Raw genomic sequence first — 20,404 nt, 5'->3', positions numbered from 1 at the left:
GTGCGGATACCTCGCCAATCAACGCAAGCATTGATTTGGCGCAGAAAGGAGTGCTTCATACGGTCGCGACGAACCTGAGTATATACTTGTAGGAAGCTGGGAGCTTGTTCCGTTGGTTTAGTTGCCATGTCGATACAATTAATTACATATTAAAGATAGTAATAATCAGAGATATATACAACGTTTCTAACCGAAAAGAGGCAAAATGCCGTGCAACGGTCTCATCATACTGAGTCAGTCCATCAATCCCAGAAAATCAATGGGAAGAAACACCGACAAACCAGCTACAAACAGATAGAGCCGCTCGATGAGCGGCTCTATCTGTTTGTAGCTTAATACATTAAAAAGGAGTGATTTTAGACAGCCATTTTCACTAGGCTGGTCTTATGCCCCAAAATGATCCAGAATGCAACCTAGAGCCTTCTAGGCCCCAAATACGCAGTCTAGCACCATTACCCCCATTAAACGATCTAGCATAGCCCACAGCCCCAAACCTAATCCAATACTGTAAACTTTTGTATCCCCTCTCCACAACGAAAAGATATAGAAAGTCCACAACATCAAAGGCCTTAGATTATGATGCTAGCTCTGATGACTCTCTGCTTGGAAATCAAGCTCCGAAAAAGCTAGACAAGCTAACGTAGTATTTGCCAACCCAGTCTATTCTGGACCTTGACAATTAAGTAGGCAAACCCTAGGGACATGACGAATACGATAAGCGCTCCATAGACCTCATACTGGCTGGAGAATTGAGTGAGCACTTGTGTAAATAGTATGATTGGCAGTCCATGCCAATAGTAGATATTGCCAGATAGCGCTTGGCCTACATAGGCCACTTTACTCCCATGCCCCCAAGATGGAAACTGCAAGCAAGTAACAAAAGCCGTGAAAATAACAGTTGTTGTGATGAATGGCTTGAGGATGATATACGAGGGCAACAAACTTCGTCCCCAAAATAGATCCAGATACAGCAAGGCAATCCCACACGCTAAAGCTATTCCCCAAGATTTGTATTGGAGCAGTGCCATTTTTCTCTGAGCAACCCACATCCCTGCGGCCAAACAAGGCAGTGCTTTAATAATAAAATTAGCAGACAAGATCGAAGGCTCAGACCCGAAAACTATCGGGCGATAATCCTCGACAGAGAAGCCCAAAAACCAAAGGGCGATAAGATATGGGAATAACTTCCCCATACCCAAGCGATATAGCACCGCTATTACCAACATCCCTTGCGCCAAAGCCATTAGATACCAAAGATGTCCTGCCGCAGGAGGCATACCCCAAATTAGTAGTTTAAGGTAAAGCATATAGGTTTCGGACAAAGCCCCTTCGATTGGAGCTATAGGATAGTAAACTAATGTACAAATAAGCCAAAGCACAATGGCCTTTTTAGCCGTTTTTAGAGCCCTTGCTACTACCTTATTCGGATCCTCGGAGTAGAGAAAATACCCCGTGATCATAAAAAATAATGGGACAGCCGTTGCTGCCAATATCCGGCCGTATTCTGTCGCAATCCCTAGAGGGGCATGAAGGAGGACTACGAAAAGAGCACAAAGAGCCTTTAGGACATACAGGGAGGCGACCTCCGAATGAGAACACTTGGTGATAGATGGATTCATAACTTCTTCTATAATTCAAGGCAAATAGTAGTCTAGTAACGCTTTTTAATCAATGGAATACGCTCAGCAACAATCTGCCACGCCCTCATCGAAGCTGCTCGAAAAGCCTTGGAAACAACATAAAATACCCCGAATAAAATGACAATGAATAATATGGAGACCCATGATGCATTAATGAAAAACTCTGTATAAGACTCCATGGAAGGCTGATATAAGTCTACAAAGGCATCGGTAAGGAATATAAGCCCCCAAGTGATTAGTGGGAACTTCGTCATTCCAAGCCAATACAATCTAACTGGCAGCTGGAATCCACTTCTAAAGAGATAGAATGGTTTCCAAACAACAATTATAGTAAATAAGCTAATGAATACACCTAACAACACTCCTTCCCAACCTAAAATATATCCAAGCAAGATGGACATACCAACATTAATCCCAGCCTCTACGAGAGGAGCCCAAATATCCTTAAATAGGGCAAACCCATTAATATAAGCATTGTTGACACCTCGTGTGAGGTCAATATAAGCAATTAAGGTAAGTAGTAAAATACCGAGAGATGACTCGAGTGCATACTTCTCCCCCAACCATAAACTAACAAATGGTGTCGCAAAAACATAGAGGAAAAAGCAGCTAATCCCAGCAATGAAGTATTTGAAGGACAGCACCTCCCAGAAGAATGAATATATCTTCTCTTGATTACCTTCAGCAATCAGATTGCCAACCCCCGGGATTAGGTTTCCGAAAATACCTTCGCTGAAAGTACGCACATGCGTAATTAGGTTTTTGTAGTTGTCATAGTCTCCCGTCATAACCAGCCCAGACACCAAGGACATTACTAGAGGAGTAGTATTACCAAGGGCATACCCTCCCAAGTTATGGAAGAATATCAACCCTGTCTGCTTGAGTAGTGCTGGATATTTTTTAAGGTATTGCCGTCCTTTGGATGGATTGACTGATAGCCATGGATACTCTCTCACCGTTACTCTATCAAGCACATAGACACCAAGTATAGATAGGGCAAGATCCATGGATATCCAAAGCAAATAGGCATCCTCTAAGAAATAGAGAATTAGAAGCTGGATAAAGTTTTTGGTGATCGTTGCCGTGGACATGATTGCCCCTGTCTTATAACCTTTTTGGTCCGCCGACAAGACAATCGTCTTATAGTTAATCGTATAAGAAAGGATTGTACTAAAAAGCAGGAACCCATAAGTTACGTACGCGTACCAAAGAGGAGCCTGCATATTCGCAAACATCTGAGGGAAGAACAGCATCAGCACCACGGATCCAAAGACGATAAAGCCCACCACCCAACGATAAAGCCACCCTTGTAGAGAAACGATCTCGTTCACTGATTGGTAATTCCTATCATTAAGAGGCTTATACAGTGCAACGGCAATTGAAGTCCCAATACCGAGCTCGGATAGATTCAGCATCCCGAGAAAGTTCCCTAGAACTGTACGCAGTCCCATAACCTCAGAGTCGAATGAGGCCAAGAAGTATTTGCGAGAGAAAAAAGAAATAAGGATCGTTATGACGGAGAAAAACAGAGTTACCTGAGCATTCCGTATACTTTTATGAGTACGACTCTCGGACATATATCAAATATTTATGTATTGAACTATATCAACCAATGATTTTTATAGATTCTCCCGAAGTAGCATTTCAAATAGACATTTCCAGCTTCTCGAGTATGGCAGATGGTCGAAGCTCATTTCTGGACGGAGTGATGAATCTTTCTTATGATTACCTATCATAACTTCTCGCATCAATCTGGATAGCTGTAGAGAGCCATTTGGGTTAAAATAAAAGATTGAGCTGGCGCCTTGTGAGGTTTCATGAGCATAAGGCAGATCTGCTAGGAGCAAAGATTTTTCTAAGCCAAGTATTCGGTTTGTATGAATAAACTCAGTAATCGGAAGCCCCCAAGTTTCTATTCGGGAAGGGAAAACAAAGCAATCAGCTAGAGCATAGTGCGCATAGAGGGTTGGCTTATCCATTAGGCCTGCAAACTCTATTGACTGTACATACCCCCATTTTTCACGCAGATATCTAGCATATTTATTCTCATCTCCCTTGACCGTGATAATCGTTCGGAAGCGATCTGGGCCAAGCTCTCGCTCAAGCAATCTAGATGCCTCACACAGCGTTTCGAAATTCTTGTGGCTATCTGGGGTAGAAGCAAAAAAGAAAGTAAAACGGCCATCAGGCTCTATAGGAGAAAATGTAGGGATAGAAAGATCTGCAGAAGGAGGTGCGACAATAAAACGCTCAGGAGTAATCCCAAACATTTTGCTGAAGCCTGCCCGAAGCCACTCTTGCTGAACCACCAAATATCTATTGCGATGTATATTGATCCGATAGGCAAAGCGTGTAAACATCGCAAAGAGCGGGATCTTGGGATCGAAGCGGAAGTCACGCCATCTCCATTTGAGGAAAGGGAATGACGTTTGGCAGTAAACGGCCTGCCTCTTGGCTATTACTCGAGGAGTTGTGTCATGTAATGAAAGCCAAAGATCCACTCCCCCCAGCCTCTTGGATATCCCATACATTGTCACATACTCACACCAAAGCCGCTTCCCCCAGCCTTTAGCAGCCCAAGGGATTTCTATGTATTCTATGTTAGGGAAGTCTGCCAAATCTCTCTGATGCACCAGCGCTACAATCCTATAGCCATTCGTAACTCCCCATGACGATAGGAAGCCGAGACACTGCCTTAGGATAGTCAGCGTCCCTCCCTTGCGCAGATTAACCGCCGAGATGACTATTCTTCTCATTATCACAAGATTTCCGTAGCGCAAACCTGCCATATAGAGCACTCAGAACAACTTTAACTTTCCCTTTGCAGGGAAGAGATGAGTGCAACACTTCTGATATCCTTATTTGACCTAGAAAGGGTTCAGCCAACCTAAGAAAAACACATTTCTGTTCAGCGTTTAGCACAATCTCCCAAACGACATTGACAAATCTATGATAAAAGCTGACTCGAATTTCTTCGACTACGCTGGGTAGTCCAAGAAGCGTTTCCAAAATCCCTCCCATAGAGATAATAGTATCTCTAGATTTTTTGTCACTCCACTGGCACTTATCTTCTGTAAATTCTGTCTGAATATAATTGTAGGCCCCAAATGGGATTAAGCGAACTCGTTTTGCTTTTACAAGAATTTGAGAAATGATGAGATTGTCTTCAAATAATATTCCGCATTTAAACTGAATATTGGATATAAGGTCTCGGCGATATATTTTATCCCAAACTACCCATGAGACGACCTCTTTAAGCCACCCCTCCAAAATAACAGAGTTAGAGCACAATGTACTATCCCTTCTTTCTCCTCTAATAACTCCACTAGGTGTAACCCAATTAACTGGAAACTGAACAATGTCCAACTCTTCATCATGTACAAAGACCTCAAGTGCGACTTGATAAGTTTCAGGTTCAACTGAATCATCACTATCCAAAAATGTAACGAAGTGCCCTCTTGTATGTTTTAGTCCTAAATTACGAGCCGCAGATTGCCCAGAGTTGGTTTGAGAAAAGACCCTAATCCTAGCATCTTTATCTGCATATGATTTACATACGTCAAGGCTTCTATCTGTGGAACCATCATTCACTAGTATCAACTCCCAGTTTTGATAGCATTGATTGAGAACAGAGTCAATGCACCTTGGCAGCAAAGACTCGGTATTATATACAGGGACTATGATAGAAAGTAAATCCTTCATATTTACCAACCTTTGATGTGAGCAAGTAACTTCATTCCTAGCATTTTAGTTCGCTTACGTATATCTAGAGTATTGACAAATAGGAAATCCAATGTCTTGGCTTTTTTCAAGACCTGAGCTCCTCGCAGAGTGACTGGGTTATTTTTTTTATGGACTCTATATGATGCAAACATATCGTTAGAAATGATGTACAATATGTGTGCAAGAGCTACCTTAGATGCTCCATGGCTTCGTAATATGTCATACATCTGGCAATGAACATCACACATATCAATAAAACTTTGGGCAGTTGGAGAATGGGTAGTAGACTCATTATTCCAATAATAGTTGTAACACCCTTGATCGCTCAGGTAAACCTCTTTCGAACGAATAATAACCTCGCACATGTACAGATTATCTTCATAAACAAGCCCTTCCACAAAACGAAGGCCTTCAAGCAACTCTCGTCGAAAAACCTTGTCACACACTCGCCATGTAATCAACGAATTTTGTGTGAAGGCATTAATAATATTACGTTCCCCAGAGACCTTTGCTTTTTCTGAACATATAAAAACCTCGGAGGAGTGACCTGCATTTAGTAGGACTGGAATCTGCACGAAATCGCAGGTTAGAGTATTCTCTAGGTATTCGACAGCTGATGTCAAGGTATCATATTTTAAGCTATCGTCACTATCAACGAATGCAACATATCGGCCCCGCGCTACGCCCAGAGCCACGTTCCTTGCAGATGACTGTCCTTGATTCTCTTGACTAAAGACCTTGACAAAACTATACTGATCCGCATAACCTTGACAAATGTTTAGACTCCCATCTCGCGAGCCATCATTTACAAGAATAATCTCGGAAGGAATATCTTTGACTTGATTAATAATAGAGTCCAAACAACGCCTTAAATATAGCTCTGCATTATAAACAGGAATGATTATGCTTAGAGTAGTTTGTTGGCTCATAGAAATGCTTAGAAATGCTTAGAAATACTTGAATAGTTTAATCCATAGTCCCATGATATGCTCAAGATGGTAGCGGCTAGAATTTTTTTAGCTCTCGCTCCCATTTCTCGCCTTAGAGACTCATCCCTCATCAAGGCTTCTAACCTTGATGAGAACTCGACCTTATTACTAGGTGCGACAAGGAACCCATTTTCGGAGTCTTTGAGTAAATCTCGAGGGCCACATGGACATGCATAACTTACGATCGGCAGACCTACGGACTGAGCCTCTAGAAGTGTCATTGGCAACCCTTCGAATTTTGATGTCATCGCAAATATGGACGCATTTAAATAGATGGGTACAACCTCACTTGTTCCATTCTCAATACTTATTGAATTACCTAACTTTTTCCTCTGAACATAGCAGATCAGCGAATTCTTTAGGTAGCCATCTCCAACTATTCTTAGTTTCCAGTCCGGGAATTTATCACAAACCATCTCCCAAATATCAACCAATGAAAAAAAGTCTTTTTGTTCAGTATGCCGTCCCATAGCTAAAACGATTGGACTGGATAAATCCGCACTTTCTTGTATTTCGAAAGAGAGAGGGTCGGGAATAACATACATATTTTTCTGCTTGCCTCTCGAGTCGTAATCTTCTTTAGTTAAGAGAATAACTGCATCAAAGTTTCGAGAGATACAAGCGTCTCGTTGTTCGTATATTCTCGCCAATAAACCTCGGAGGCTCAATATTGATTTAGCACTTCTCTCCATGCGATATATGAACTTTGAACCATGATATTCCAATACCTTCTTGCTTCCATCTTTGATGAATGGGAGAAATGCCGTTTCAACGGGGTGAGTCGTAACGACAATATCGGGACGATAGTCAAACAAAAATGCTGACATGGCCTTTTTGTGTCGTTTCATCTTGGATATCGTCCTAAACAACCTAGTCCAAATAGGGATATTAAAGTCCTCTGCATAGCCTAGACCAAAGTCAATAATTTTAACTGACTTATCTAAGCCATAAGATGTTGGCTGCCCCTTATAGTCAGTGGTTAAAATGACAACCTCGTGACCTTGTTGAACCAAGGCATTGACCTTGGTGGTTGTTACACGCTCAACCCCACCTCCTACTCCCATTGAGTAGATACAGTATACAATCTTCATAAACGCTAGTGTATAGATTCAAACAATCGCTCCCAGAGGGCCATGACAGATTGGAGGCTGTAGCGCTCGGAGCTTTTTAGCGCAGCTCGTGCCATAGATTCTCTCAGTTGGCTATCCTGCATCAGCTCTTGAAGACGATTTGCTAGTGCCTCCTCGTTCCCTTGGCTAACCAGATAGCCGTCTAACCCATCTGTGACAATATCTCTAGGCCCACACTTGCAAGCATAAGCGACTATGGGCAACCCCATTGTCTGCGCCTCGACAAGTACCATAGGCAATCCTTCATATTCGGAGAGAAGAGTTACCAGAGAAGACGACCGATAGTGGCTCATGATGTCCGAGGTCGTATGTGGCAGTTTGACCGAATCATGCAAGCCCAACCTCGCCACTTGCTCTTGTAGCTTCGGACGTAATGGCCCATCTCCCAAAATTTCAAGTTCCCAACCGGGGAATAGAGGAGAGATGCTTGCCCATAGACTTATAAGTGTTGTGAAATTCTTCTCGTATTCATACCTCCCGACCGCTAGCACTTTTTTTCGTACTTCCTTAGACCCCTGTGATACTATGTTAAATGGAGAAGGGTTAGGAATCGCCGTGATATGAGGGATATGACCCCAATATCCAAGATCCTCTTGAGTGAGCACTACAAATCTATCATATCGCTTGGCTAGCCTCTTGTCAAGCCAAATACGATAGTAGCCCAATAGGCGCATCAACTTCTGCTCCTTGGGATACATAAAGACACGGCGATACATCGAGGAGTGTAGCTCTAGCACCTTTTTGCTGCCGTCTTGGATGGAGGGCAAGATTGGGGCATCTTGGAAGAAAGTGGAAACAGTAATATCTGGCTTAAACTCTCGCAGCACCTTCTCTAGGCGATGCTTATGTTCGCTTCGCTTGGCATAGAGTGCTTTGAGGCGTTTGAACCGGCCAAGCTGATTATCCGCTTCGTAGTTCAGATCTAGGTCTACTAGACGTATACGGCTATCTAAATCAAAGGCTGGCTGATGCCCCCTTTGGTCTGTCGTAATGATGCAAACCTCATGCCCATGCTGTACCCAATAGTTAGCCTTGGTAGATACAACACGCTCGATACCCCCCGTCCTAAATAGTCCTTGAATGCAGTATGCAATCCTCATATCTGAGATCTATCTCCTTCTAATTATTTTGCAAAGGTACCAAAAAGTATGATTGCTACTCGTCGGTGCAAGGAAATGTAAGTATTTTTCGGCGTAGATTGCATAAGGGTTCTAAAGGCCTATTCCTATGCGTGTAAAGGCAAGAGCCAAGATTTTTTGCAGATCCTCTTAGGCCTTATCGTAGCTAGAGCATAACCTCAATTCGATCTACTGCTTGAAAAGCTCCGCAGAAGCTGCAAGCCTTCTTCTGAGCTTCCAAAGCTCTTCTTTTTAGCATTTAGATCAGACTTCAGAATGTTAATGGGGAAATCTATTACATAAGGGCTACAAAGCACACACCTCGTATTGGGCACCTAGGAGGCTCCAGATTACGTTCAAGCTCGTTTTGGCACCCAGCCCCCAGCCGCAAGAAATAGTCAGCCAAAAACGCCCCAAAACCAAAGCGCTGAAAAACAGAATGTTACAAAAATACTATAAGAAATATTGTACACTCATAGTACATTTTTGCTCGTTTCTTCCCATCAATCTTTGAGGATTAGTGGACACATCACAGGGAATTAGTCCACCAATCTAAAAAAGTCTTCCCATCAATCCTCTTGATGTTGCCCCATTCGCCTTGACGAACGAGTGCCTAACTCCACCAAATCGCCCAGCAAACCCTTAACACTTATTGACACTAAAATAGCAATACTGGTAATTGAACAGAAGCATTTGGCTCGGCTCCAGCTCTCTCAATTAGGGAGGATTACTTGCCATAGCGTAGCTGCCGAAAGCAACCCTTACGCAAAACGAGTATTTAGGACACGAATATCCGCATTTATAATGGAGAGAGGGCTACACCGAAGCAGAAACTTCGATGTAGCCCTCTCTAGTAGTATATCTTTTGTAGCCTACTACTTCTTAACTAACTTATGGCTACGTGTTACATTCGCCTTTTCACTCTTAACAACATAAGTGCCTACAGGTAGGTCGCTGATGTTGGCAGGAACTGTAGCGTCCTTGATGAAGCGCACGAGCACACCATCGAGAGAGAAGATCCAAGCGCGCTCTGCATTGTGGAAGTTGAGCACGTCGGAAGCAGGGTTTGGATATACGCCAAACACATTACCACCATCTACAAGGCTCTCCACATTGCCGGGATTTGGCTTCTCGTTCATCTCTGGCTGGTCTGGCTCACCTTGGTCACGTGTGTCCTTAGACTTACGAGCCTTAGCTGGGTCACCCTCGATGGTCATATCGAAGTCGATCGTGAAGCCCTTAGCAGTCACACCGCAAGGAGTTGGCTTGGGGAACCAAGCGTCAGTGAAGACAATACGTACACGTACCTTACCGAGAGCGGCGTCTGCGGGTACGGTAAAGCTCTTCTTGACGCCTGTAGACTGGAATTCTGGTGTAGCCTTTTTAGCAGTACCGAGCTCAAGGTCTTGGATCGCCTCGCCTTCTTCTGGCTCGAAGCTACCATTGTTGTTCCAGTCGATGTAGGTCGCAGCCCAGCACCACTGTAGACCATCGCGAGTAGGAGTGCCTGGCTCTGTTTGATCGCCATAAGCCTTAAAGTAGAACTCAAGCTCTTGCCCCTGATTAACTACAAACTCTTCCTTAGTAGCATCAACATAGTTGTCGCCATCTGAATCTGGACCTGTAGCCTTGTAATTAAGATCCTTGGTAGCACCCTTAGTTGTCACATCGGTTAGATAACGAATCTGTATTGCTGTCTGATAGCCATCCGCCTTTTTGTTGATTTCGCTCTTGCAGTAGCGGTCATCCTTGTACTCAGGAACTAGAACTGAGGATTGACGCTCAACCTTAATCCAAGTAATCTCAGACATGCTCTTGAGGTCTTTACCTACGGCACGTACACCATAGTGTGGCTCTTCTGCACCAGCATCTCCTTCGTCCTTGGTGAACTTGACTACAGGAGCATAAGCCGCCCAAGTCGTTGTGCGACCAATCTCACGCACCTTGCCATTTTCACTGTCCTTGTAGAAGATCTGGAAATGGTCTACACCAGCCTCATCGTTGTAGAGAAGACCGAAATCCTTACGATCCTGCTTATTCTCATCAAGAGCAACAGCATCCCAGCTCAGCATAGCCGAGAGGCTACGTTGAGTTTCGGCCTTAACTTCCGCACGTAGGTTGATTGGAGCCTTAGGGGCAACACCCACTGCGTCGTCGAAGATAGAGATACCGCCCACAAGCATATTATAGCCAGCAGGAGCATCCTTATCGATACGTAGACCGATGTAGTCGATGACATCCCCCTTCTTGAGGTTCTCTACCTTAAACTCTTGTTCCTCCCAAGCCTTGCCAGCGAGCTTCTTGGCAGGTACCACGATGTACTCGGTATCTGCCGCACCCTTCTTGTGGAGTAGGAGGCTTAGGTGAGCATCGAGTTGCTTCTCGTCACCACTTTTGAGGGCGAGCTTAGCCACTACGTTGCCCTCAGAAATCGTTAGGAGACCACGATATAGGATCAGATCCTGTCCACCCTTAACGCCATTGGCTAGATGCATACGAAGAGAGGTTCCACCGAGATAGGCATCATCGTAGTGGAACTCGGCAGCAATAGGCGTAGTAGATGGTGTATTTGTTCCCTCTGTGTACTGCAACCAACGGTAAGTAGGCTGATAGTCCTGTGAGGACATATTGTACCAGCTAGAGGTTGAGGTCTTACCTTTGTAGAAGTAGCGCTCACCAGCACCAGTGTTGAAGTAAGTGCGGAATGGGAGGTTCTGCTCAAGCGTTGTACGCTCGGGGATCATACGAGAGATCCCACCAAACTTAGAGAGCTGATCGCCCCAGTCGCTATTTCCCCACTCATCCTTGACCCCAACATTGCGGCTACCACCAGAGAATGCACGCTCGTAGAGCTTCTGATAGTTCGCCATCTTCTGGGTTTCAGTATTACCTGTATTATTGGTTACGAAACGGCTATTGGCATGCTCTCCCCATAGACATAGATTAGTTTCAACCTTCTCCATGGCAGAGAAAGAGCGATTCATCGTTACAATCCAAGCTCCCGAGTAAACGTGATCGTATTTACCTGTCATCGTCTTCGCAGCACTAGCAGAGTACCCTCTTGTATCTGCGAAATCACCTGCTGAGTAATTGAGCATGATATCACCGATATAGTCTTTTTTCTGGGTATCCCACAGCCAGCCAGATGCATAGGCATCATTAGCATCAATTCTCGAATTAGCCGTATAAATAGCTTGACGATAGTTCGTAAATCCGATCTCCTTGGCATAAGCACGTAGGGTCTTGTGGAAATTCACAACTAGGGCACTGGTATAGCCAGAAGCCTCCCAGTTATAGTTAATACCATCAAGTCCTAGATACATCAAGATATGTATAAGAGGCTTAGCATAGATATACTCACCATTCTCCATTTTGAGTACTGAGCCTTGGAAGCCTTCCGAACCAACTCCTCCGGGATTGCCCGTAGTATCAAAAAACACGATACCACTCATGAGGTCTGCTCCGTGCTTATGGGCAGCATCAGCCCATGAACCGGGTGCTTGGAAGAAGCCGTGGTTCCACGAGCCGAATAGCTCAGTGTACTGCCACATGGTGTAGGGGTCGTTGTCAAAAACCTCGCTGATGTAGCCTCCAGTTTCACGAGCCAAACCTGTTGGCAAATTCATGAAGAGGTGACGATCTTCACGGTTGATGCCTTTATTTTTGAAGAGATAAGGGTTCTTCTCTCCACTAAGCACATTACGCTTGCGTACGTGGCTACGTACAAATTCGGGTTCGACACCAAACTTCTCCTTAAATTCCTTCGATGTAGGGAACTTGCGTCCCTTATCATCAAGTTCCTTAAAGAACTTAAGCATTTCAAGAGCATCATATTTCTTGAAATCATACAGATCCTTCTTGGCCGACGGAGCGAAATTATCGTCCTGTTGCGCCATCACTGGGTAGGCAGCCATGGCTAGAAAGGCTGCAGCTACTAAGGATTTCTTGTTCATTGTTAGTTGTGATAAATTAAGTTTATAGACTGTACTCGGCTCCAGCTCTAGAGCCGAGTACAAGGATTATTTAGTTCGTTATAGACTTGTAGCAAACTTGGGTTAGAAATTACCCTTGCCCGGAACGTCCCACCAGAGGTGTGCCGCTTGATAGTCTTGACCAGAGAAGATTGACTTATCCTCAACTTTGAGTGCAGGCATGGCCGTATTGATGATGTCGTCGAGAGCAACAGACCCAGTGCGTACAAATGGAATACGATGAATGAATAGGTCTGGCTGGATCTTACCCTCTGAAGCCTTCCAGCTATGAGGTGGGATAGAGCCGTCGCCCGTGTCGCCTGCATCATTGACGATCATACGTGGGTAGCCCGTACGGCGGAATTCGCTCCAAGACTCAAGCGACAGAGGATAATTGGCGATGTACTTCTGCGTGATGATCATCTCTAGCTGCTTCTCCTTGTCGGCGCTATTGTCCCAAGCCACACCAAGCACCTCGGAGCCGTTTTCCTTCGCAGGACTATTGTAACGGCTGTCCCAATAGTCGATGTAGTCGATCTGTGGACAAGCGGAAGCCTTGCGTGTTACATACTCAACCAAACCGCTTAGCCCCTCGTTGGTGAAAGAGGTGCGAATACCTGTTTCGTAATAAGCCTTTGCACTACGACCACCTACAGACCAATCTCTCAGAGCACCCTCTGCGAGGAGGAACTGAACCTCACTAGCCTTGAAGATGGCGACATTCTTGGTCACATACGATGGGTTGATGCGTGAGAACTTCTTGTAGCTATCCGAGAAGATCGGTTTTTCCTTCTCGTAGGTAGCCATACCAGCACGCATACCAGCAAAAACGCCATCGCCCTCTACGGTTACATTACCTTCCTTGTCCTTGAAGCCCTGTGGGATTGGTGTAAACCACTCCTTGAGCGCTGGGTGTTTGAGGCGAGTCAGCAGATTGGCGAAGTTGGCATTCAGACGAGTATCGTCCCAGTTCTCCGATATTGTATAGAGAGGGTGACGACCCTGAGTGAGCAGAGCGATATCCTTGTCCGTTGCTTCTAGCGCACCATCGGCCACGGCGGACTCAAACTCAGCCTTAGCTTGCTCAGGAGCAGCCTTGACCATGCGCATCGCTAGACGCATACGCAGCGAATTGGCAAACTTAATCCAGTTCTGTACGTCCTTACCTGCGATGAGGTCGTACTCCTGCAGACGAGCCTTAGCCTCTTCGCTCAGAGGGCTTAGATCCTTGAGTATCTGCTGCTGCTTCTTGAGGCTAGCTAGAATCTGCGCATAGATCTCGCTTACCTTCTCGTAGGTAATAGGGGGCTCGCTCTTGAGCGCACGGTAGTCCTTGTAGGGCATCGGACCATGTACATCGACATACTCTGCAGCCATGAAGTCGTAGAGGATCGCTGCGATAGCGCCCATCTCTGGCACTTTGAGCTCCTCGGCCGAGTTGATCACGGGCACAACCTGCTGAGCAACCCAGAGCAGATTGGCTTGTGGGCCGGTCTGGAAGCCAGCATTGGGCGAGTAGGTACGAGGCAGACGTCCCTGCAAGCTATTGGCTACTACGAGATAACCCGAGTAGTTGTCGATATGCAGGTTAAACTGATACTGATACTTGTGCTCACGTGCATCGTGAATGAGTGGCATAGCTCCCTTGAGCAGACCAACAGCAGTCTGCACTGTAGCTGCCTTCTGGGAGGTACTACCATTATTGATATTATCGAACTCATTGTCCCCCACCTTATCCGTGCAAGATGAGAGGGCTAGAGTAAGCCCTAGGGTACCTAGCCCTAGGGTCTTGATCAACTTATAGTTCATCTTTAGTTTCTTTTAATTACCGAGGATTAGAGCGATAGCTTCAGGTTAAGACCAACAGAGCGAGAGGTAGGGAGGTTAAACACATCGATACCACCTAGGGCGTTGGCTGTAGAGAGCGAAACATCTGGATCTACTGGAGCCTTCTTGTATAGGAAGAAAAGGTTGCGTCCAATGAGAGAGAGGTTAAGGTCCTTAGTCTTGCCAAATAAGTTACGGAATGTGTAACCTACAGACACCTCACGCAGGCGGAAGTTGGTCGCATCATACACATATTGAGAAGCGAAGAGCTGTGCACCAATTGTGCTGTAGTAAGCCTCTGCAGGAGCTAGGTTGCCATCGGGCATACGCACCGCAGGCACGTCCTTGCCTCCTACCTTCATTGTTAGGCTACCGGTACGAGCATCGCCAGAACGCTTAGACACACCGTCACGGTCGAGATAGGCTTCAGTGAAGGAGATTACCTTACCGCCGAGCTTACCGTCGATGAGGAAATAGAAGTCTAGCCCCTTGTAGCTAAACGTATTGTTCCAGCCGAAAGTATGATTAGCATTCATGTTGCCAAGGTAGAGGCTATGACCCTTGTCCGAGTCGAGCTGAGGTGCACCGTCGGAGTTGAGGCGAATATCGCCAACCTTAACGGGATTCCCCTCGAAGTTGGTACGACCATAGAGCTGGTCAATCTCGGTGTATCGAGAGAAATCCTTGGCATAGATATCGCCATACGAACCACCCTCCTCGAAGAGCACACGCAGCTGATCTCCAGCCCCGATAGATACATAGATATCCTTACGTCCCTTGTAGGTATTGAGGATCTTGTTGGTATTGTAGGCATAATTGACCACCGTACGCCAGCGTAGATCCTTGGTGAGCTCGAAGCTGTAGCTGAGCGTCGTCTCGATACCCTGATTGCGGATGCGCCCAGAGTTGATAGGCAGTAGTGTACCAGAGCTACCCGAGATAGGGAGGAACTGGTTAAACATCGTAGAGTTGTAGTACGTCAAGTCGAAGTTCAGGCGATTGTTGAGCGCTGCAAGGTCGAAACCAGCTTCGTATGAACGTACCGTTTCTGGCTTAGGATTCTTGAATTCCGCATACTGTGCAGCCTTCGTCTGACCAGAAGTTGAGGTAGAGAGGGCTCCGAAGTTGAAGTTGGGGATTGAGTTACCTACTTCGGACACAGAAGCACGTAGTTTGAGGCTGTTGATGGCCTTAGGTAGCTTGACGATCTCGTGCAGGAGTGCATTAGCACCTAGTGAGAAGTAGCCATAGAATGGATCTACGCCTGCGCCAAACTGCGAGAAGGCACGTGACCAGTCGATACGATAGCTAGCATCGAGGTAAGCCATTTCCTTCCAGCCGATCTGGGCAGTAGCGAATACCGAGCGAGCCCAGTCTGAGGGGAGAGAGAACGAACGCTCTGGCGTTACAGAGGCATTAGGCGTGAAGAGGTTGATACGTGTAGGCAGGTCCTCTACTCTCTGATAGAATGAGCGGTCCCAAGCACCATTGTTGCGCATCCAGTAGTTCTCCCCTGTATAGCGCTTGAATGATCCCCCAAGAGAGGCAGCCACACTCCACTCCTTGCCGAAGTCCTGATGATAATTGACTAGGGCATCTGTATAGAAGTTGATTGAGGCATTCTTGCTCCAGCTGTATGCACCACGGTCGATGTAGTTACCCGTAGGAGATACGGTCGTAGCATAGACTTTCTGATCGCTAGAGCTCCAGCTACGGTCGAAGTTGGCACGGTAGATCACATCAAATAGGCTGTTGATCTTGTACGAAGCAGACATCGTAGCGAAGAAACGCTCTAGCAGAGCCTCGCTAGGCAAGCGATTGACGAGCCAATATGGGTTATTAGCTCCATTGACACCACGGCCTTGGAACCAATGCTGCTCCATACCGCTGAGCTTATTGGTTGCTTGGAAAGGCTTTAGATTGAAGGCGAGCTTGACATCGTCGCTATACTTAGGATAGATAGTTACAGGCTCAGACTCCCATGTACCAGCCTTCTCATAGTTATTCTTATAGTACTCCATGTCTACGTTGCGAGGGGCAAGGTAGAGGTTGTAGAGGGGGTTGTTGTACACACCACCAGAGACAGCATTATTGGTGAGCTGACGTACATAGTTACCACTCACGTCGATCTTGAGTTTATTCTCAAGGAAGTTGAAGGTTGAGCGGAGCGTTACCCCGTTGCGCTGGAAGGTATTGTTGGGCATCAGACCTGCGGCTGTTGTATTAGCCACAGATAGATAGGCTTGGATCTTCTCCGTACCACCAGAGAGCGCCACTGAGTTATTCATCGTGGAGCCAAGGCGGAAAAAATCTCGTAGCTGATGTGCCTTGTTGGTTACACCTACTAGAGCATTCTGCTCGGCAGTTTGGTCTGCGATACGTCCTCCCCAAGAGGCAGCATCAAGCTTGCCCTCGGCAGAGATCTTAGCCCCAAACGTATCCTGAAGCTGTGGCAGGATCATAGGTGTTTCTAGCTGGACGTTGGAGGTAATATCTACACGCAGTACGCCCTCGCGACCCTTTTTAGTCGTGATCACGATCACACCATTAGCAGCATCGCTACCATATAGGGCTGCAGCATTGGCACCCTTGAGGATATTGACAGAGGCGATATCGTCGGGATTGATTGTAGAGAGGGGGTCGCTACCTTCATTAACCGCAGAGTAACCCACGTTATAACCACTAGTCTGCTGGGCTACTCCATTGCTCATGGGGATACCGTCCACCACAATCAGGGGAGCATTCTTACCTTGGATAGACGAGTTCCCACGCAGTAGGATCTTAGAAGCCGAGCCAGCACCACCCGAGTTGGGCGTAATCGTAAGACCAGAGGTTTTACCTTGTAGTGCATTGACGAAATTGACGTCCTGTACACGAGTTAGATCCTTGTTACTTACGGTCTGCGTAGCGTATGTGAGCGACTTGCTCTTACGCTCGATACCCATGGCCGTCACCACGACAGCCTCCAGTTGCTTGGAGTCTTCGCGCATCACCACATCAATTTTACTACGACCATTGATAGCGATGGTCTGGGTAGCAAAACCAATGTAGGAAAAGCTCAGCTGCGTTACGGACTTGGGTACATCTACACTGTAGTTACCGTCAAGGTCAGTAAGACCTCCATTCTGGGTAGCTCCGACAGGCACTACCTGCACTCCGATCAAGGGTTCGCCCTTGTCATCTTTGACTACTCCTACAACCTTGCGAGTTGATTGTGCACCTAGGCTATCAATTACAAATAGCCCGAGTAGCATCATGAGTAGAAATTGCTTCAGTACTCTCATTACTATAGTTTAATAATTATAAAAAATCAGCACTTATTGGAGCTCGTTGATATCAAATATCAATTAGCCTAATAATCCTAATCTAGTAAATACGGATGCAAAAGTAACTCAAACTTCAGAAATAGACTAGTTTATTATCATCTTGCTGTAAAATACGTGCTAAATAAATTATCTAATTATATCCAACAGATTGATAAACTTGTTTCTAAACAGCCATAAACAGCAAGAAAAGTCACCGAAAATTGGGTTAATCTTAACAAGCAGCATAAATAACCGCATGGGCATAACCCGAATGCCAGATCTATGCTGGACTATCTTTCTGATTAAAATCTTACCCATACTTCAAGCACATTTACCAAAGGCTCTGCGTGTGCATTCATCTACTTTTTTGGTTAAAAACTGTGAACCTCAGCTTCCAATTTTGGACTGAGGAGCCATCATTTGAGATAAGAGGATGAAACGGCTTCCAAAAATCAATGGGAAGATTTGCTCGGATTGGTGGACTAATCCTCTGCGATGTGTCCACTAATCCTAAAAGATTGATGGGAAGAAATCCCCCAAAATGCGCCACAAAGGCATTAGGAATCCCCGAAGACCACAAATAAACTATTGATTACCATTGTATTAAAACCCTACTTCTAGACGCTCTTTTTTCTCTCAACTGGGGACAAGTAGCCCAAGCAAGGCAGAGCGCAATCTAGAAGCCGCTAGGGGGCAAATACGAGGTCTGCAGTTTTTTGCGCCTCCTCCAAGCTTTTCTCTCATCAACATTCTGAAATTTGAGCTAAAATATAAACCTCGGAGGTGGGAGCTTTGGGCAATTAGCTAGCAAGCACTAGTCTCTAGTGCTTGCTTCGGCTGAGCATATCCTGCAGCTGCTCAGCGGTAATGTTGGTGATGATTTCGCCTAGATGTGCCACCGATATATTGCCACGCTCCTCGCTGATGATGATGATGAGGGCATCGGTTTTCTGCGACATACCTAGAGCTGCTCTATGTCGGAGCCCTAGATCTTTATTCAAATCGGGATTATTGGCCACAGGTAGTATGCAGCCTGCCGCACGGATCTGCCCACGAGCGATGAGCATAGCACCATCGTGCAGAGGGCTGTTTTTGAAAAAAATGTTCTCAATCAGTCGGGCATTGATATCAGCATTGAAGCGTTCGCCAGCATGAAGCCAAGCGGAGAGGTCGATATTCTGTTGGAGTACGATAAGGGCACCGGTCTTTTTTCGTGCCATATTGACGCAGGCAAGTAGAATGGGAGCAATGTGTCGGTCGTCTTGATCTCCCTGCTGCTTGTCACGGAAGAGGCGTTTGATGCGCTTCCACCGCTCGGCCGAACCGATCGTCACGAGGAACTTCTTGATCTCCTCTTGGAAGATAATGATGATGACCAAGAAGCCGATATTGACGAATTTATCTAGCAGGGCGCCCACCAGATGCATCTCTAGAACCTGAGAGATGATGATCCAGAGGGCGATGAAGGTCATGATGCCCGTAAAGAGCGCCTTGCTGCCAGAGTTGCGTAAGACCGTATATATATAGTATAGCAGCAGGGCTAGTAGGACAATGTCTACTGCGTCCTTGAACGTAATCGGTAACCACCACATAGAGGAAAGATAGTCGTTTGAGCGGAGAAGGGAGTAATCGTTTCGGAGTCAACCTAGTAGGACGAGTGCCTCGTATGGATCTCTACCGGGTTGTCTTCGGGCTGGGACACTTGCATGAGTCGCTGAGTAATCTCTATGCACTCGACTGCTGCACGCACGTCGTGTACACGCAGTATGTCGGCAGACTTCTGCAGGAGAGCATAGGTATGTAGGACACTTGTGCCGTTGAGAGCATCCTCGGGTGTGGCATCAAGAGCCCGATAGATCATACTCTTGCGTGAGATGCCGAGGAGCATAGGTAGCTCAAGAGCCGAGCGCAGGTCTTGCAGATAGGTCATCAGCTCGTAGTTCTGCTCCAGTGTCTTACCGAAGCCAAAGCCTGCGTCTACGATCAAGTCATGCAACCCTAGATCACGGAGCTGACCAATGCGCTCGGTGAAGTAGTCGAGTATCTCCACCCTTAGGTCGCTGTAAGCCGTCAGCTCACTCATCGTCTGGGGCGTTCCCCTCATGTGCATCAGGATATAGGGGACTTGCAGACGAGCCACCGTACCAAACATTTTGTCGTCCAGCGCACCCCCAGAGATATCGTTGATCATCTGCACTCCGTACTCCTGCACTGCCCACGCAGCAATATCGGCACGGAAAGTATCTACCGATACGGCAATCTCGGGGAACTCGTCCCTCAGTAGGGCGAGCGTAGGGGTTAGGCGGGTCTTTTCTTCCTCGGGCGAAACGTCGTCAGCCCCGGGGCGAGAACTGTATGCGCCAACGTCCACAATACTCCCCCCCTCGTCAATGATCTGACGGATGCGAGCCCTCTGTTCGTCTAGGGCTTGGGTACGGCTAGCCCCATAGAAGGAGTCGGGCGTCACATTGACAATCCCCATGACGAGAGGCTTATCGAGGCTTACAAGCCGACCGCCTAAGTTGAGCGTTTGCTTCTGCATATCCATCTGCTTTTGAGCGCAAAATTACACAATAATCACCTATTTGGAGACCGTTGCACGTCATTTTGCCTCTTTTCGGTTAGAAACGTTGTATATATCTCTGATTATTATTATCTTTAATATGTAATTACATTGTATCGACATGGCAACTAAACCAAC

General features: G+C 46.2%; 12 protein-coding genes. All 12 read right to left on the bottom strand.

Annotated elements, in window-relative coordinates:
* Window positions 1-635: 635 nt before the first annotated feature.
* Complete coding sequence (locus HQ48_RS08920) at window positions 636-1,619, bottom strand: acyltransferase (RefSeq protein ID WP_044233267.1); 984 nt, start codon at window positions 1,617-1,619, stop codon at window positions 636-638.
* 32 nt (window positions 1,620-1,651) lie between these two features.
* Window positions 1,652-3,091: a lipopolysaccharide biosynthesis protein gene (locus tag HQ48_RS08915; RefSeq protein ID WP_152568362.1), complete on the bottom strand. Its 1,440-nt coding sequence runs from the start codon at window positions 3,089-3,091 to the stop codon at window positions 1,652-1,654.
* Window positions 3,092-3,259: 168 nt separating this feature from the next.
* Window positions 3,260-4,396, bottom strand: a complete 1,137-nt coding sequence (locus tag HQ48_RS08910; protein ID WP_044233263.1) for a glycosyltransferase family 1 protein — start codon at window positions 4,394-4,396, stop codon at window positions 3,260-3,262.
* Entirely contained in the window at window positions 4,368-5,342 is a 975-nt protein-coding gene (locus tag HQ48_RS09110; protein ID WP_052409048.1) for a glycosyltransferase, read from the bottom strand. Before HQ48_RS09110 ends, HQ48_RS08910 begins: the two co-directional genes overlap by 29 nt.
* 2 nt (window positions 5,343-5,344) lie before the next feature.
* On the bottom strand, window positions 5,345-6,292 hold the full coding sequence (locus HQ48_RS08900) for a glycosyltransferase (RefSeq protein ID WP_044233261.1): 948 nt from the start codon (window positions 6,290-6,292) through the stop codon (window positions 5,345-5,347).
* An 8-nt stretch (window positions 6,293-6,300) separates the two neighbouring features.
* Window positions 6,301-7,443, bottom strand: a complete 1,143-nt coding sequence (locus HQ48_RS08895; RefSeq protein WP_044233258.1) for a glycosyltransferase family 4 protein — start codon at window positions 7,441-7,443, stop codon at window positions 6,301-6,303.
* 5 nt (window positions 7,444-7,448) lie between these two features.
* Window positions 7,449-8,582, bottom strand: a complete 1,134-nt coding sequence (locus HQ48_RS08890) for a glycosyltransferase family 4 protein (protein ID WP_044233255.1) — start codon at window positions 8,580-8,582, stop codon at window positions 7,449-7,451.
* Window positions 8,583-9,475: 893 nt separating this feature from the next.
* Window positions 9,476-12,553, bottom strand: coding sequence for a GEVED domain-containing protein (locus HQ48_RS08885; RefSeq protein WP_044233252.1), 3,078 nt, complete (start codon window positions 12,551-12,553; stop codon window positions 9,476-9,478).
* Between the two features lie 102 nt (window positions 12,554-12,655).
* The gene (locus HQ48_RS08880) at window positions 12,656-14,380 is read right to left on the bottom strand and encodes a SusD/RagB family nutrient-binding outer membrane lipoprotein (RefSeq protein ID WP_044233250.1); all 1,725 of its coding nucleotides are present in this window, start codon (window positions 14,378-14,380) and stop codon (window positions 12,656-12,658) included.
* A 26-nt stretch (window positions 14,381-14,406) separates the two neighbouring features.
* Entirely contained in the window at window positions 14,407-17,682 is a 3,276-nt protein-coding gene (locus HQ48_RS08875) for a SusC/RagA family TonB-linked outer membrane protein (protein WP_052409047.1), read from the bottom strand.
* An 842-nt stretch (window positions 17,683-18,524) separates the two neighbouring features.
* On the bottom strand, window positions 18,525-19,295 hold the full coding sequence (gene cdaA / locus HQ48_RS08870) for a diadenylate cyclase CdaA (RefSeq protein WP_044233248.1): 771 nt from the start codon (window positions 19,293-19,295) through the stop codon (window positions 18,525-18,527).
* A 53-nt stretch (window positions 19,296-19,348) separates the two neighbouring features.
* Window positions 19,349-20,245 carry a dihydropteroate synthase gene (gene folP, locus HQ48_RS08865; RefSeq protein ID WP_044233245.1) on the bottom strand — a complete coding sequence of 299 codons (897 nt, stop codon included), beginning with the start codon at window positions 20,243-20,245 and terminating at the stop codon, window positions 19,349-19,351.
* Window positions 20,246-20,404: the final 159 nt, after the last annotated feature.

This window comes from Porphyromonas sp. COT-290 OH3588, assembly GCF_000769075.1.
In the GTDB taxonomy this organism is placed as follows: Bacteria; Bacteroidota; Bacteroidia; order Bacteroidales; family Porphyromonadaceae; genus Porphyromonas.
Note: the sequence above shows the minus strand (reverse complement) of the source record. Positions and strands in the feature narration are given on the sequence as shown.